The organism is Streptomyces sp. NBC_01013, from assembly GCF_045162765.1.
In the GTDB taxonomy this organism is placed as follows: domain Bacteria; phylum Actinomycetota; class Actinomycetes; order Streptomycetales; family Streptomycetaceae; genus Streptomyces.
This window is the reverse complement of the sequence record NZ_CP108687.1, coordinates 3,230,111-3,245,765: the sequence shown is the minus strand read 5'-3', so window position 1 is coordinate 3,245,765 and position 15,655 is coordinate 3,230,111. Positions and strand designations below refer to the sequence as shown.

The following is a 15,655-nucleotide window of genomic DNA, read 5'->3' as shown; positions in this document are numbered from 1 at the left end:
GCGGCCCGGGCTGCGACGGTGTGCGGCTCCCGGTCTCCCGGACCGTGAGCCGCACGCTGCCGCCCCCTGCCTCAGTGGCCCGGTACCAGCTCCCCGTCCATCGCCGCGCGCAGCCGCAGCGTGGAGACCAGGCGCTGGAACGCTTCCGACCAGTAACCGTTCGCACCCGGTGAGGCGTCCACGGGCTCGTCGGGTGTCGTGGTGAGGACCTCCAGCCGGTCCGCCTCGGCCGGATTCAGGCAGCGCTCGGCGAGGCCCATCACCCCGCTGAAGCTCCAGGGGTAACTGCCCGCGTCCCGGGCGATGTCGAGGGCGTCCACGACGGACCGCCCCAGCGGCTCCGCCCACGGCGTCGGGCAGACACCCAGCAGCTGGAACGCCTCCGACAGGCCGTGGGCCGCGATGAACCCGGCCACCCAGTCGGCCCGTTCGGCAGCGGGAAGAACGGCCAGGAGCTTCGACCGCTCGGCGAGCGACGCAGTGCCGGGGCCGTTCGACGGAGGCGTGGAAGGGGCGCCCAGCAGCGCCCGCGCCCACGCCGGGTCCCGCTGGCGCACGGCCGCCCGGCACCAGGCCGCGTGCAGTTCCTCGCCCCAGCCGTCGGCCACGGGCAGCGCGACGATCTCCTGTGCCGCACGGCCGCCGAACCGGCCCGGCCACACGGACAGCGGGGACGACTCCACCAGCTGGCCCAGCCACCACGACCGCTCGCCCCGCCCGGACGGCGGGAGCGCCACCACCCCGTCGCGCTGCATCGCCGCATCGCATTCATGGGGTGCCTCCACGGCCACGGACGGTCCGGCGCCGGTGAGACCGGGGCTCACGCAGGACAGGGCGCGCGCCGCCATCCGACGGGCCAGCGCCGAGCCGGGGAGCGCGGACAGAAGTTCGGCGGCCGTGGCACGCACATTGCGGCTGCGGTCGGCCAGCGCCTGCTCCAGGAACGGTTCGTCGGCCCCGCACAGCCCCGTACGCAGCGAGTCGATGAACATCAGGCGGTCCTCGGCCCGTTCGGTGGACCAGGTGGTGGCGAGCAGGGCGCGGGCGGCGCCCGTGTCGTGCGCCCGGACGGCGGACAGCAGGGCGACGCGTTCGGCGAACAGGCCCTCCTCCCAGAGCCGGCGCACCGCCTCCGCGTCCGTCACCTCGGGCAGCAGCGCACTGCCGGACGCGCCGCGCAGCGCGAACTTCCAGTCGGGGTTCAGGCCGGCCAGCCACAGCCCGCGGGGCCCGGCGAACGCCAGGGCCTGGGGGCGCAGATCGGTCCGCGCCCGGGCGGCGTCCAGCAGGGGCGGCAACGCGGCGTCCGGCGCCCGGTATCCGTGCAGATTGGCGGTGGCGAGCCACTGCGGGAGCAGCTCCATGAGATCGGGTGCCGTGCCACGCCTGCCCCCCGAACCGCCGGCTGCCGCCCGGTCAGCGAGCAGTTGTGCCAGCCGGCTTCGGGCGGCGTCCGGAAGCGCCGGCCGCGGGTCGGCGGGTGCGGGATCGGGCCGGGGTGCCGCGGGGGCGGGCAGCAGCCCCGCCCGGCGGCGCACGGTGTGCAGCGCCGCCGCGTCCAGCAGCACGGCCGCCGCGCCGTCGGGCCCGGTGCGGGATGAACCGGTGCCGGACGAGCCGGTGCCGGAGGGCGTCCCGGGTGGGCGGCGGTCGGTACCGAGCAGCGCCGAGGTGACGAGCTCCTCCCACGGGAGGGCCGCCGGCCCGTCGGCGGGCAGCGGCTCTGCGGCGGGCACGGGCCCTGCGATGGGCTCGGTGGCCGGGGAGCCGGTGCGGGGCGCGGTGGTTGAGGACCGGGACGTGGTGGTCGAAGAACCGGACCGGGGTGCGGTCGTGTGTGGGGTCGTGGGCGCAGGCGCCGTCGTGGACGCGGTGGTACGGGGCATCGCTCCTCCTCCTCGGGTCAGATGAGCGGCACGGTCTCGGCGGCCGGCCGGGCGGGCGCCGACGGATCCGCCGGGGCGGCGTCATCGCCCCCGTCGGCGGGCCGCCATGCCGCGAGCGGATCGAAGCCGCGGTGGCCGCACTCCCCGAAGACGGTGACCGGGCCACCGCCGGAGAGCGCGACGAGCTTCCACAGCGCAGGCCGGGACAGCGCGGCGGCGGCGACGGGCAGGGCCGCATCACCCTCCGCGTCCGCCAGTTGCCAGCCGTCCGCGGACGGCACGGGTATGACATCGCGCAGCGTCACCGGCCAGGACTCCAGCCACGGATCGTCGCCCAGCGCCCGGCCGTACGCGGCGATCGCCCCACCCACCGGGACACCGGGCGGTGGCGATCCGGCCGGTACGGGCAGGCCGAACTGCGGTCCCAGCTCGGCCCGTAGCTGTCCGGCCCCCGGAAAGGGTGTGACCTCGGCGTCGAGCGTGACACCCACCGGCAGGGCCTGTCCGGGGGAGCGGCCGGCCGCCCCGAAGGACAGCAGCAGCGCGGTGCGGCCCGAGGCCCTCCCGTACAGCCAGATGCGGCGGGTGACGATCTTGCCCTCAGGTGTGTCGTACTGCGCGAGGACCAGCCAGTGGTCACGGATCGGCGGTCCCTCCGCAGCCGCCGTCAGGCCCACGCGGGTGCGGACCGTCGCCGCCAGCGGGGGCGGAAGCCGGTCGATGCCCAGCCACGCCGTGTCCAGCAGATGGAGCAGCGCGCACTCCTCCAGCAGTCGTACCGGCCAGCCCGGACCGGAGGCCGGGATCGCGCCCAACTCCCGCACCCGTCCCGCCAGACCGGGCGCCTGCGCGTCGACCATGCGGGCGGCCGTCTCCTCCCAGAGCCCGTACCCCGACTGCTCGGCCGCGGCCAGGCCGCCCCGCAGCAGGTCGGTCAGACGCTGCTCCAGCTCCTGAGCGCCGCCGCCGATCCGTTCGGCCCGGCGCTCGGCACGGCGCCGGGCGGCCTCGGAATCGGCCGGCCCGCCGCCCGGAGTCTGTTCCTTGACCTGGGCGCGTACACGCCGGCCCGCCAGCCACTCGCCCGCCCAGTCGGGCGGATCGCCGACGGGCAGCGCCGATCCGTCGGACGCGCGGAGCAGCAGCAGACCCAGCGCGTGCTTGCACGGGAACTTGCGACTGGGGCAACTGCACTTGTACGCAGGGCCCGTGGTGTCGATCACCGTGCGGTAGGGCTTGCTCCCGCTTCCCCGGCACAGCCCCCACACCGCGCCCGACCCGTCCGCTCCGGTGTCCGACCACGGGCCGGCCGAACCCAGCTTGTTCCCCGCCTTGCGTGAGGCGTCGTCAGGAGCCAGGGCCAGGACCTGCTCCACCGTCCAGTGCGCCGCCGGAGCAGCGGCGCCCAAAGGTTCTCCCCCGTCAGTCAGCAGCATGGGAACGACGTTAGGCCGCCCCACTGACAACGCGGTCCCACCCGGCGGATCAGATCGCCGGAACCTGGCCCTGACCTGCGGGAAGGCCGATTGTCAGTGGCATGGTGCACGGTGGGAACCACAACAGGTCGACCGATCTGGAGGGGGATCCATGACCGTGTCCGAAACCACCTCGACCATGGGCGCCGAGGCGCTGCGCCCGCATGCCGAGGACGCCTTCGCCGACGAGCTCGAAGCGCTCGCCGCAGCCGACGACCGTCCCCGTCCCGCGCGTTGGCGGCTGTCGCCGTGGGCCGTCGCCACGTATCTGCTCGGCGGCACCCTGCCCGACGGCACAGTGATCACACCCAAGTACGTCGGCCCGCGCCGCCTCGTGGAAGTCGCCGTCACCACACTCGCCACCGACCGGGCGCTGCTGCTCCTCGGCGTGCCGGGGACCGCCAAGACCTGGGTGTCCGAGCACCTCGCGGCCGCCGTCAGCGGCGACTCGACCCTTCTCGTCCAGGGCACGGCGGGGACGCCCGAGGAAGCCGTGCGATACGGATGGAACTACGCGCAGCTGCTCGCGCACGGGCCCAGTCGTGACGCGCTGGTGCCCAGCCCGCTGATGCGCGCCATGTCCGAGGGCATGACCGCCCGGATCGAGGAGCTCACCCGCATCCCCGCGGATGTGCAGGACTCGCTGATCACGATCCTGTCGGAGAAGACCCTGCCGCTGCCCGAACTGGGCCAGGAGGTCCAGGCCGTCCGCGGTTTCAACGTCATCGCCACCGCCAACGACCGCGACCGCGGCGTCAACGAGCTGTCCAGCGCGCTGCGCCGCCGCTTCAACACCGTGGTGCTGCCGCTGCCGGCCACCCCCGAGGCGGAGGTCGACATCGTCTCGCGCCGTGTCGACCAGGTCGGCCGCTCGCTCGACCTCCCGCCCGCGCCCGACGGCCTCGCGGAGATCCGCCGCGTCGTCACGGTCTTCCGCGAGCTGCGCGACGGGGTCACCACCGACGGCCGCACCAAGCTCAAGTCCCCCTCCGGGACACTGTCCACGGCCGAGGCCATCTCCGTCGTCACCAACGGCCTCGCCCTCGCCGCCCACTTCGGTGACGGCGTGCTCCGTCCCGGGGACGTCGCCGCCGGCATCCTCGGTGCGGTCGTCCGCGATCCGGCGGCCGACCGCGTGGTCTGGCAGGAGTACCTGGAGACCGTGGTGCGCGAGCGGGACGGCTGGAAGGACTTCTACCGCGCCTGCCGTGAGGTCTCGGTATGACCGGCGCGCACCCGGCGGGACCGCTGCTGCTCGGGGTGCGGCACCACGGCCCGGGCTCCGCCCGCGCCGTCCTCGCCGCCCTGGACCGGGCCCGGCCGCAGGCGGTGCTCATCGAGGGCCCGCCCGAGGGCGACGCGCTGCTGCCGCTCGCCGCCGACGAGCAGATGAGGCCGCCCGTCGCCCTGCTCGCCCACGCGGTGGACGATCCGGGGCGGGCGGCGTTCTGGCCGCTCGCCGCGTTCTCGCCCGAGTGGGTCGCGATGCGCTGGGCCCTGGCGCACGGCGTCCCGGTCCGGTTCATCGATCTGCCCGCGGCACACTCCCTGGCCATGACGGAGGAGGGCGAGCAGGACGGTGGCCCGGAGCCGGACGACGAGCCTCGGCCCGTTCCCGTCGACCCGATCCGGGTGCTGGCCGAGACGGCGGGCTACGACGACCCCGAGCGCTGGTGGGAGGACGTCGTCGAACACCGCACCCCGGGGTCGTCCGGGGCCGCAGCCGCCGACCCGCTGGCCGCCTTCGCCGCACTCGGCGAGGCGATGACCGCCCTGCGCGAGGTGTACGGGGACGGCGGGCACCCCAGGGACGCGGTCCGGGAGGCGTACATGCGCATCCAGCTCCGCTCCGCACGCAAGGAGTTCGGCGGGGCGTTCGCCGTGGTCTGCGGTGCCTGGCACGTTCCCGCACTGGAGGCGAGGACGACGCAGACCGCCGACCGGGCACTCCTCAAGGGCCTCCCCAAGGTCAAGGCGGAGCTGACCTGGGTGCCCTGGACCCACCAGCGGCTCGCCCGGCACAGCGGATACGGGGCGGGGATCGACTCGCCGGGCTGGTACGAGCACCTCTTCGCCGCCCCGGACCGCCCGGTCGAACGGTGGATGACCAAGGTCGCCGGACTCCTGCGCGACGAGGACCGGTTCGTGTCCTCGGCCCACGTCATCGAGGCGGTCCGGCTCGCCGACACCCTCGCCGCCATGCGAGGCCGGCCGCTCGCCGGACTGAGCGAGACGACGGACGCCGTCCGGGCCGTGATGTGTGAGGGCTCAGATGTGCCTCTCGCCCTCGTCCGGGACCGGCTGGTCGTCGGCGTGACCCTCGGCGAAGTGCCGGACACCGCACCCGCCGTGCCGCTCCAGCGCGACCTCAACCGGCAGCAGCGCACCCTCCGGCTGAAACCGGAGGCCGCCGAGCGGGAGTTGGACCTGGACTTGCGCAAGGACACCGACGCGGCCCGCAGCCGGCTCCTGCACCGGCTGCGCCTCCTCGGCATCGGCTGGGGCGAACCGGCCGCAGGCCGGGGAAGCACCGGCACCTTCAGGGAGAGCTGGCGGCTGCGCTGGGAGCCCGAGCTGTACGTACGCGTCGCGGAGGCGGGCGTCTGGGGCACCACCGTGCTCTCCGCCGCCACCGCCCGCGCCGAGTCGGACGCCCTGGCGGCCACCGCACTCGCCGAGGTGACCACCCTCGCCGAGCGCTGCCTGCTCGCCGGACTGCCCGAGGCGCTGCCCGTCGTGATGCGGGTCCTCGCCGACCGGGCGGCCCTCGACGCCGATGTCGGCCACCTCGCCGACGCCCTGCCGGCCCTGGCCCGCACCCTGCGATACGGGGACGTCCGCGCCACGGACACCGCCGCGCTCGGGGAGGTCGCGGCCGGGCTCGCGGAGCGGATCTGTGTCGGACTGCCGCCCGCCTGCACCGGTCTCGACGCGGACGGGGCCGCCGCGCTGCGCCGCCAGGTGGACGGCGTCCACACGGCGATCGGGCTGCTCGCCGGTGCCGTCCCGGCGAACGCGGACGGACTGCGTGAGCGCTGGCGAACGGTGCTGCACCGACTCGCCGTCCGCGACACGGTCGCGGGCGTGATCCGCGGCCGGGCCGCCCGGCTGCTGCTCGACGACGGACACCTCGCGCAGGACGAGGCCGCGCGGCTGATGGGGCTTGCCCTGTCGCCCGGCACGCCTCCGGCCGACGCCGCCGCGTGGATCGAGGGCTTCGTCGGCGGCGCGGCCGGTGGCGGCATGCTCCTGGTCCACGACGAGCGGCTGCTCGCCCTGGTCGACTCCTGGCTCACCGGAGTCCCGGCGGACACCTTCACCGATGTCCTGCCCCTGTTGCGTCGCACCTTCTCGGCGTACGAGTCGGGCGTGCGGCGCACGTTGGGTGAACTCGTCCGGCGCGGTCCGGCCGTGGGCACGGACCCGGGCACGGGAGCGGTAGCGGGCCGCGAGTCCACGGCGCCCGGATTCGGACCCGTCCTCGACGGGGCGCGGGCGGACGCGGTGGTGCCGGTGCTGCGCCTGCTGCTGGGCCTGGACGCCGGGACGAGACCGGAAACGTCCGAACACCACGAGGAACGGCTGGGGGCCGCGGGATGACGACAGGAAACGGCACGGACGCGGTGAACGTGGCAGCGTCGACCGTGGGGGACGTGGCAGCCGCACCAGCGGCAGCGCCGCAGGTCGCGGCGGGCCACGAGAGGGGTCGCGAGAAGGACGACGGGGAACGACTGCGCCGTTGGCGCATGGTGCTGGGGGCGGACAGCGCGGAGAGCACCGGCTGCACCCTCACCGGACGCGACGCGGCGATGGACGGTGCGCTGACCGCGCTCTACGAGAGCGGGGGCCGGTCCGGCGGGCGGGGCGGCAATGGCCGAGCGGCCGGCCTCGGGGCCTCCGCCCCGTCCGTCGCCCGCTGGCTCGGTGACATCCGTACGTACTTCCCCACGTCCGTCGTCCAGGTCATGCAGCGTGACGCCATCGAGCGCATCGGCCTCTCCGCGCTCCTGCTCGAACCGGAGATGCTGGAGGCCGTCGAGGCGGACGTCCATCTCGTCGGCACCCTGCTCTCCCTCAACAAGGCCATGCCCGAGACGACGAAGGAGACGGCAAGAGCCGTCGTGCGCAAGGTCGTCGAGAAGCTGGAGGCGCAACTCTCCTCCCGGACCCGGGCCACGCTCACCGGTGCCCTGGACCGTTCCGCGAAGGTCAACCGGCCCCGCCATCACGACATCGACTGGGACCGCACCATCCGGGCCAACCTGAAGAACTACCTCACCCTCCCCGGCGAGGACGGGGCCGGCACGATCGTCCCCGAGCGGCTCATCGGCTACGGGCGGGCCGCGCAGTCCGTGAAGAAGGACGTCATCCTCTGCATCGACCAGTCGGGTTCGATGGCGGCCTCCGTCGTGTACGCCTCGGTCTTCGGCGCCGTCCTCGCGTCCATGCGCACGCTGCAGACCAGGCTGATCGTCTTCGACACGGCGGTGGTCGACCTCACCGACCAGCTCGACGACCCCGTCGACGTGCTCTTCGGCACCCAGCTCGGCGGCGGCACGGACATCAACCGGGCGCTCGCCTACTGCCAGTCCAGGATCACCCGCCCCGCCGATACCGTCGTCGTGCTCATCAGCGACCTCTACGAGGGCGGCATCCGCAACGAAATGCTGAAACGGGTCGCCGCGATGAAGGCGTCCGGAGTGCAGTTCGTGACCCTGCTCGCCCTTTCCGACGAGGGGGCGCCCTCCTACGACCGCGATCACGCGGCGGCGCTCTCCGCCCTGGGTGCTCCGGCCTTCGCCTGTACCCCGGACCTCTTCCCGGACGTGATGGCGGCCGCGATCGAGAAGCGGCCCCTGCCCATACCGGACGAGGAGACCCATCAGTAACAGGGGACATGCGCGACCCGGGCACCGACGGCGGCCACGGTCCGCCTCCCCGGTACGGGGCCGCGGCGGCTTCCAGTGCCACCGCACCCACCGCATCCACCGCACCCACCGCGGCCCCCGTGGCCCTCGTCTCCACGGCATCCGCTGCCGTCCACGGTGTCCCGCACGGTGCGGGCCCCGAAGGGGCCGCACCAGGGGGCCCGCCCGGTCCGCGGGGAGCCGCCACGGCCGCTGCCCGGCGCCGTTTTGTCCACTGCGACCCGGCTACCAGCGCGATCTGTGACCGTAATCACCGCCCAGGTGTGATCTGCGATTTAGGGTCATGCGGGGCTCGGGGATAACCTGCGAGATGGACATGCCGCGTATTCGGTCACCGTGTGCGCCTTCCTAGTGACAGAGCAGTCACGTTGCCCCTCGCGGCACGCCCACGCAGAAAACCAACCGCGAGACCATTGATAAGGGACGGACGCGCGTGGACCTGTTCGAGTACCAGGCGAGGGACCTCTTCGCCAAGCACGGTGTACCGGTGCTGGCCGGTGAAGTGATCGAGACGCCTGAGGCAGCCCGCGAGGCGACCGAGCGGCTGGGCGGCAAGTCGGTCGTCAAGGCCCAGGTGAAGGTCGGTGGCCGCGGCAAGGCCGGTGGCGTGAAGCTGGCCGCCACCCCCGACGAGGCGGTCGCCCGGGCGACCGACATCCTCGGCATGGACATCAAGGGCCACACGGTCCACAAGGTGATGATCGCCGAGCTGTCCCCGGAGATCGAGGCGGAGTACTACGTCTCGTACCTCCTCGACCGCACCAACCGCACCTTCCTGGCCATGGCCTCGGTGCAGGGCGGCATGGACATCGAGGAGGTCGCGGAGAAGACCCCCGAGGCCCTCGCGAAGGTCCCGGTCAACGCCGTTGACGGCGTCGACATCGTCAAGGCCCGCGAGATCGTGGCCCAGGCGAAGTTCCCGGCCGACGTGGCCGAGGGTGTCGCCGAGGCCCTGGTGACCCTGTGGGACACCTTCGTCGCCGAGGACGCGCTCCTCGTCGAGGTCAACCCGCTGGTGAAGACCAAGGACGGCCGCATCCTGGCGCTGGACGGAAAGGTGTCTCTCGACGAGAACGCCGACTTCCGTCAGCCCGGGCACGAGGCGCTCGAGGACAAGGCCGCGGCCAACCCGCTCGAGGCTGCCGCCAAGGCCAAGAACCTCAACTACGTCAAGCTCGACGGCGAGGTCGGCATCATCGGTAACGGTGCCGGTCTGGTCATGTCGACCCTGGACGTCGTCGCGTACGCCGGTGAGAACCACGGCAACGTGAAGCCCGCCAACTTCCTCGACATCGGTGGCGGCGCCTCCGCAGAGGTCATGGCGAACGGCCTGGAGATCATCCTCGGCGACCCGGACGTCAAGTCCGTGTTCGTCAACGTCTTCGGCGGCATCACCGCCTGCGACGAGGTCGCCAACGGCATCGTCCAGGCGCTCGAGCTGCTCAAGTCCAAGGGCGAAGCGGTCACCAAGCCGCTCGTCGTGCGCCTTGACGGCAATAACGCGGAGCTGGGTCGCAAGATCCTTTCCGACGCCAACCACCCGCTCGTTCAGCGCGTGGACACCATGGACGGCGCGGCCGACAAGGCCGCCGAGCTCGCCGCGGCTGCGAAGTAAGGAAGAGGGACTCAGACCACCATGGCTATCTTCCTCACCAAGGACAGCAAGGTCATCGTCCAGGGGATGACCGGCTCGACGGGTATGAAGCACACCAAGCTCATGCTCGCCGACGGCACCAACATCGTCGGTGGCGTGAACCCGCGCAAGGCCGGCACGACCGTCGACTTCGACGGCACCGAGGTACCGGTCTTCGGCTCCGTCGCCGAGGCGATGGAGAAGACCGGCGCGAACGTGTCCGTCCTCTTCGTGCCGCCGGCCTTCTCCAAGGCCGCCGTCATCGAGGCGATCGACGCCGAGATCCCGCTCGCCGTCGTGATCACCGAGGGCATCGCCGTTCACGACTCGGCCGCCTTCTGGGCGTACGCCGGCGCTAAGGGCAACAAGACCCGGATCATCGGCCCGAACTGCCCGGGTCTCATCACCCCCGGCCAGTCCAACGCCGGCATCATCCCGGGCGACATCACCAAGCCCGGCCGCATCGGTCTCGTGTCGAAGTCCGGCACGCTGACCTACCAGATGATGTACGAGCTCCGTGACATCGGCTTCTCGTCCGCCGTCGGCATCGGTGGCGACCCGGTCATCGGTACGACGCACATCGACGCCCTCGAAGCGTTCGAGGCCGACCCCGACACCGACCTGATCGTCATGATCGGCGAGATCGGCGGCGACGCCGAGGAGCGTGCGGCGGACTTCATCGCGAAGAACGTCACCAAGCCGGTCGTCGGTTACGTCGCGGGCTTCACCGCCCCCGAGGGCAAGACCATGGGCCACGCCGGTGCCATCGTCTCCGGCTCGTCCGGCACCGCGCAGGCGAAGAAGGAGGCCCTCGAGGCCGCCGGCGTCAAGGTCGGCAAGACGCCGACCGAGACCGCCAAGCTGGCACGCGAGATCCTCGGCGCCTGACGCCCCACCGTGTCGGAGCACCACCGCAGGAACGCGTCACCGCACAAGACGCGGGCCCGTCCCCCGATCGGGGGACGGGCCCGCGTCTTTGTGTGCCGGGTGTGCGGCGGTCGGCCGGAGCTCCCGCAGATGCGCCGGATCAGCCGGCTCGGGGGACCAGCCGGCCCGGACCGCGCACCAGCTCGCTGCCGAGCTTCTTCTGAAGCTCCTTGTCCTGCGGCGTCAGCTTCTGCGGACCGCCGAGCGGAGGCACCCCCTGCACCCTTTGCGGGGGCGACTGGGGCGTCTCGTACCGGGTCGGTGCCGTCGCCAGGGTGATCAGCGTCAGCCCGATCAGCAGCACGGTGAACGCGATGGCGGCCCGGGTCCAGAGCTGCGCCTTGCGCTCGCAGCCCGTCCGGATCAGGTCCGGAACCGGGAGCGAGGGCGCGGGCTGGGCGAGGGCGAGGGCGCCGAGATGTTCGTGCAGCAGTGCGGACTGCCCGGCCGGTGTCGACGGCTCCGCGAGCTCCGGCAGCTGCTCGGCGACGGCGGCCCTGGCGTTCACCAGCCGCCCGGCCGCCGCCGCGGTACTGGCCTCCGTCTCCGCCGCTGTCTCCGGCAGCCCGAGGCCGACCCCGTCGTGCAGCAGCAGGGTCCGGCGGTACGAGGGCGGCAGAGCCAGCAGCGCGTCGAGCAGGGCGCGCGGACCCGGTGCCTCGGGCGGCGGATCGGGATGGCGGTGCTCGCGACGCAGTCGGTGCCACGGTGACATCGCGTGCTCGTAGGCGGCGGCCCGCACCCAGCCCGCCGGATCGCGGTCCACGGCGACCTCCGGCCAGCGCTGCCAGGCCTGCTCGAACGCCTTGCCGACGGCCTCCCGGGAGAGGGCGCGGCGACCGGTCAGCAGATAGGTCTGACGGTAGAGGGCGGGGGCGGTGTGCCGGTACAGCGCGTCGAACGCCTCGGCGGGGGAGGGCCCGGCGCCCTCGGCCGCGGCGGCCGCTTCCGCTGCGTCTGCTCTCTCGGTCCCGGCGGTCGCTGCGGCTGCGTCCGCTCCCTCGTCCGCGAGCGCCGCTTCGGCTCCGCCCGCTCTCCCGGCAGCGACCGGCTCGGTCGCAACGGTCTCGGCGTGCACGCTCCCGGCTGCGACGGCGAGGGCGGGACTCTCGGCCGTCCGGCCGGCCACCGTCTCGGGTGCGGCGGTGGTGCCGGGCTCGGGTGTGGCGGTGGTGCCGTGCTCGGGTGTGGCGGTGGTGCCGGGCTCGGTCGGGTCCATGACGTCGCTCCCGGTGGCTTCGACGGGGGTCGGCGGACGGTTCGTGGGGGTGGGCGTCGCGGACCGCTGGGCGGCCTTCACGGTTTCGGGTGCGCCGGAGGTCTCGGACCCGGGCGGCACCACCATCGGCGACCTGGCCTGCCGTGCGGCGGCGGCCCTCGCCCGACCGTTCGGCGTGGTCGGCTTGACGGGGACGGGATGTGAACCGGACCGCGTACCGCCGGTTCCGATCAGTCGCGCGTACGCCTCGCGCTTGCGACCGCGTGGGCTGGTGCGGCCCGTCTCCCAGGCCCGGACCGTGGCCCGGGTGACGCCCACGGCCGCCGCGACCTGCTCCTCACTCAGTGACTTCGCCTCCCGCAGTCTGCGTCGCTCCTTGGGCGTGGGGAGCGGATGGGCAGCGGCCGTACCGTTCGCGCTCTGCGTCATCAAGGCCCCCCGCCCGACCTGCACTGGGTGAAAAAGTACATAAACGTATATTGAGCGACACAACGGCCGTTCGCCCGTTACACGGAATAGGCGCGTGTCGTTGGGAGCATGGCGACGTGACCCAAATGACCGAGCGCCGCACGTCGTTGCCGACAGAGCATGGACGGTCCGCCGTGCAGGCCCGGGCTCTGCTCCGCGGAGCCCTCGCGGCAGGACTGGGCCTGGGCTCCGTCGCCGTGCTCGTCGTGGTGCTCTGGATCAGCTCGCCGGCACCCGACAGCGGACCGGGCGAGGCTGTCCACGCGGCGGCGGGTCTCTGGCTGCTCGCGCACGGCGCCGAGCTGACCAGGACCGACACCCTGACCGGCGCCCCGGCCCCCGTCGGTGTGGTTCCGCTGCTCCTCGCCGTCCTGCCGGTCCGGCTGGTGCACCGGGCGGCCCGGGATGTGCTGGAGCCGGAGCAGGGGTACGGCGCTCCCTCTGCCAGTGGCGCGTTCGCCTTGGTGACGGGGGGATATCTGCTGGTCGGTGCGGCTGTCGCGCTCTACGCGCGGGGTTCCTCGCTGTCCGCGCAGCCGCTGTCCCTGCTGTTCCCGTCGGTTCTTGTGGTGGCGGGCGCGGCGGCCACCGGGGTGTGGACAGCCTCGGGCCGCCCGCTCGGGCCGCCGCCCTCCTGGGCGGCGGTGCGGTTGCACGAGGCGATGGCGCGCTCCCGGTTCGCGCGGCGCGCGGAGGCGGTCGGCCGGTCGGCGGCGGCCGGAGTGGCGGTCCTGCTGGGCGGGGGCGCGCTGGTGGTCGCGATGGCGCTGGTGTTCCATGCCCAACCGGTCCAGGAGTCCTTCCTGCGCCTCTCCGGCGACTGGGCCGGGCGGTTCGCGGTGCTCCTCCTGGCGCTGGCGCTGGTGCCGAACGCGGCGGTGTGGGGTGCCGCCTACGGGCTGGGCCCCGGTTTCGCGCTCGGTACGGCGTCCACGGCCACCCCGGTCGCCTTCGGGGGCCACCCCTCCCTGCCGGACTTCCCGCTGCTGGCCGCGCTGCCGGACCAGGGAGCCGGGACGCCCCTGAACTGGGCGGCCGGGGCGGTGCCGGTCGCGGCCGCGGTCACGGTCGCCTGGTTCACCGTGCGAAGGGCGGCGCCCGCCCACGGTGAGCGCGAGAGAGCGTGGAGCCTGCGGGAGACGGCACTCACCACCACCCTGGCGGCGGCCGGCTGCGGGGTGGGTGCGGCCGTGCTGGCGGCGGCGGCCGGAGGTCCGCTCGGGGCCCACGCACTGGCACGGTTCGGCCCGGTCTGGTGGCTCACGGGGGCGGCGGCGCTGGCGTGGACGGTGGCGCTCGCCGTCCCGGTGGCGCTGCTGCTGCGGGCCTGGAGGCTGCGTGAGGTCAAGCCGGCCGAGCGGCAGGAGGCCGAGGCGGAGAGCGCCGCGACAAGTGGTACGGACGGGGAGGAGAAGCCGGGAGGCGCGTCGGACAAAGGCGCGGCGGACGGAGCGACGGGGACGGCCCGGCGCCGGTGGTGGCCGAGGCGCGGCCCCCGGGCGGAGGGAGCCGACGCGGACGAGGCCTCCGTGCCCGTGGTCCGCCCGGCGGGCCCGCGTCGGAACGACGCGGACGACGAGTTCGAGGCGTACGACTTCCTGCCGACCGACCCCTGGCGCGCGAAGGTCCCGGCCGCCGCCACCCCGTCGGCACCGGCCACGGACTCGGCACCGGCAGCGTACTCAGCACCGTCGGCACCGGCCACGGACTCGGCACCGTCGGCTTCGGCACCGGTCTCGCACCCCGTACCGCCCGCTGATTCCGCACCCGGACCGGCTACACCGTCCGGACCGGTTGCGCCGTCCGCGCCGTCCGGACCGGACGCGCCCCCGGGCCCGGCCGGTCCGCAGGACGCTACTTCTTGACGCCGAAGAAGGGCTCCAGCGGCTTCGGGAGGAGGTCGTTGCAGGACAGCTGCCCGGTCTTGGTGAGGGCGTCGTTCACGCAGGTGTAGTAGTCGCGGTAGACCAACTGCACCGTGAACGTCGTCGCGACGATCGACAGAGCGATCAGTGCCGTCACCAGACCGCTGACCGCGGCCGTCGTCTGCTGCCGGCTGCCGCGCTGGAGGTAGTTCGTTCCCTGCGGGTTCGCAGCGGCCGCGGAGCCGGTGGCCGGCGCCGGAGCGGAGGGTGCACCGGACGCGGTGCCGGTAGCCCCGGTCTGACCGGTGGCTTCCCCCGGCGCCGTCGGCTCCGTCGGCTTGGCCCGGAGCGCACTGATCGACCAGTAGGTGGCGAGCGCACCCAGGAGCAGCGCGATCTCCGGGAAGTCGAAGAGGGCGAAGAAGAAGGCCCACATGCCGGAGAGCAGTGAGTAGCGGGCGCGGCGCTGGACCGGGTCGGTCGGGTCCCAGCGCAGGCCGCCGCGAGGGCTTTCGGGACCGCCCTGGCCGTTCGGCCCGCCGGGCCCGGTGGGCCGTCCGCCGAAGGTGCCGTTCTGGCGCCCCGGCTGGTGGCTGCTCCACTGGCTGCCCCAGACGGGGCGGTTGTCGGAGGACCCGCCCTCGGGAGCGTCCCCGGAGTCGCCGTCGCCCTCACCGTTCGTACCGCCGTCGACCGGGTGGCGCGGCTGCCACGGCTGGTCGGGGCGGTCCTCGGGCGGCGGGGCGAACGGATTGTCGTCCCCGGCACCGGAAGGCCCTGAGGAACCGGCCGGCGAGGAGGAGGGCGGAGTGGAAGAGGAGGAAGAGGAGCCCGGCGTGGGGGACTGGCGCTCCCGCATCAGCAGTGAGGACCGCTCGGGCAGCGGATGGCGGAAGGCGGTGCGGCGGCGTCGGTCCGGCATATGGTGAACGTCTTCCCCATCTCGTCATTTCCGCCCGGCGGACGGTTCGCTGTCCCCTGACGCTACCCTCCGGCGAAGAGGGGCCGGAAGCTGGGCGCACGGGCGGGGTGCCCGGCAGCTGCCGGACGGGCCCGCCCGCCCCTGCCGGGCAGGCGTCACCGGACCCTCACCCCCGTAAGACGAGGGCTTCCCGAGGTGCCGGTATCGTTGCTGACGGTCGACTCGTTCGTAGAGTTCCCCGTATCGGGGGGCGCGATTCTTTCGTACGACCGTACAAACAGCATGGCCGCCGTGCCGCCGGCCCCGCAACGTGGCGGGTGGTGCGGCCGCTT

At 73.7% G+C, this 15,655-nt stretch carries 10 protein-coding genes; 6 read left to right on the top strand and 4 right to left on the bottom strand.

What is annotated here, in order from left to right; genetic code table 11:
• Positions 1-71: 71 nt before the first annotated feature.
• Both OG538_RS13770 and OG538_RS13765 read right to left on the bottom strand, forming a co-directional pair.
• Positions 72-1,886, bottom strand: a complete 1,815-nt coding sequence (locus OG538_RS13770) for a DUF5691 domain-containing protein (RefSeq protein ID WP_406093467.1) — start codon at positions 1,884-1,886, stop codon at positions 72-74.
• 17 nt (positions 1,887-1,903) lie between these two features.
• The gene (locus OG538_RS13765; protein ID WP_406093465.1) at positions 1,904-3,322 is read right to left on the bottom strand and encodes an SWIM zinc finger family protein; all 1,419 of its coding nucleotides are present in this window, start codon (positions 3,320-3,322) and stop codon (positions 1,904-1,906) included.
• Between the two features lie 151 nt (positions 3,323-3,473).
• Between OG538_RS13765 and OG538_RS13760 the strand changes: the two genes are divergently transcribed.
• The 5 genes from OG538_RS13760 to sucD all read left to right on the top strand — a co-directional run bounded on the left by OG538_RS13760 (position 3,474) and on the right by sucD (position 10,810).
• On the top strand, positions 3,474-4,586 hold the full coding sequence (locus tag OG538_RS13760; RefSeq protein ID WP_406093463.1) for an AAA family ATPase: 1,113 nt from the start codon (positions 3,474-3,476) through the stop codon (positions 4,584-4,586).
• Entirely contained in the window at positions 4,583-6,961 is a 2,379-nt protein-coding gene (locus OG538_RS13755; protein WP_406093461.1) for a DUF5682 family protein, read from the top strand. Before OG538_RS13760 ends, OG538_RS13755 begins: the two co-directional genes overlap by 4 nt.
• On the top strand, positions 6,958-8,250 hold the full coding sequence (locus OG538_RS13750) for a vWA domain-containing protein (RefSeq protein ID WP_406093459.1): 1,293 nt from the start codon (positions 6,958-6,960) through the stop codon (positions 8,248-8,250). Before OG538_RS13755 ends, OG538_RS13750 begins: the two co-directional genes overlap by 4 nt.
• Before the next feature lie 472 nt (positions 8,251-8,722).
• Entirely contained in the window at positions 8,723-9,904 is a 1,182-nt protein-coding gene (gene sucC / locus OG538_RS13745) for an ADP-forming succinate--CoA ligase subunit beta (RefSeq protein WP_406093457.1), read from the top strand.
• 21 nt (positions 9,905-9,925) lie between these two features.
• Positions 9,926-10,810 carry a succinate--CoA ligase subunit alpha gene (gene sucD / locus OG538_RS13740; RefSeq protein ID WP_326738197.1) on the top strand — a complete coding sequence of 295 codons (885 nt, stop codon included), beginning with the start codon at positions 9,926-9,928 and terminating at the stop codon, positions 10,808-10,810.
• A 139-nt stretch (positions 10,811-10,949) separates the two neighbouring features.
• On the opposite strand, the gene OG538_RS13735 is transcribed toward sucD, so the two are convergent.
• The gene (locus tag OG538_RS13735) at positions 10,950-12,497 is read right to left on the bottom strand and encodes a helix-turn-helix domain-containing protein (protein ID WP_406093455.1); all 1,548 of its coding nucleotides are present in this window, start codon (positions 12,495-12,497) and stop codon (positions 10,950-10,952) included.
• Between the two features lie 125 nt (positions 12,498-12,622).
• Here OG538_RS13735 and OG538_RS13730 point away from each other — a divergent pair, with 125 nt between their 5' ends.
• Complete coding sequence (locus OG538_RS13730; RefSeq protein WP_406100122.1) at positions 12,623-14,401, top strand: DUF6350 family protein; 1,779 nt, start codon at positions 12,623-12,625, stop codon at positions 14,399-14,401.
• Here the strand turns inward: OG538_RS13730 and OG538_RS13725 are convergent.
• Positions 14,391-15,323: a hypothetical protein gene (locus tag OG538_RS13725; protein ID WP_406093453.1), complete on the bottom strand. Its 933-nt coding sequence runs from the start codon at positions 15,321-15,323 to the stop codon at positions 14,391-14,393. The genes OG538_RS13730 and OG538_RS13725 overlap by 11 nt on opposite strands.
• Positions 15,324-15,655: the final 332 nt, after the last annotated feature.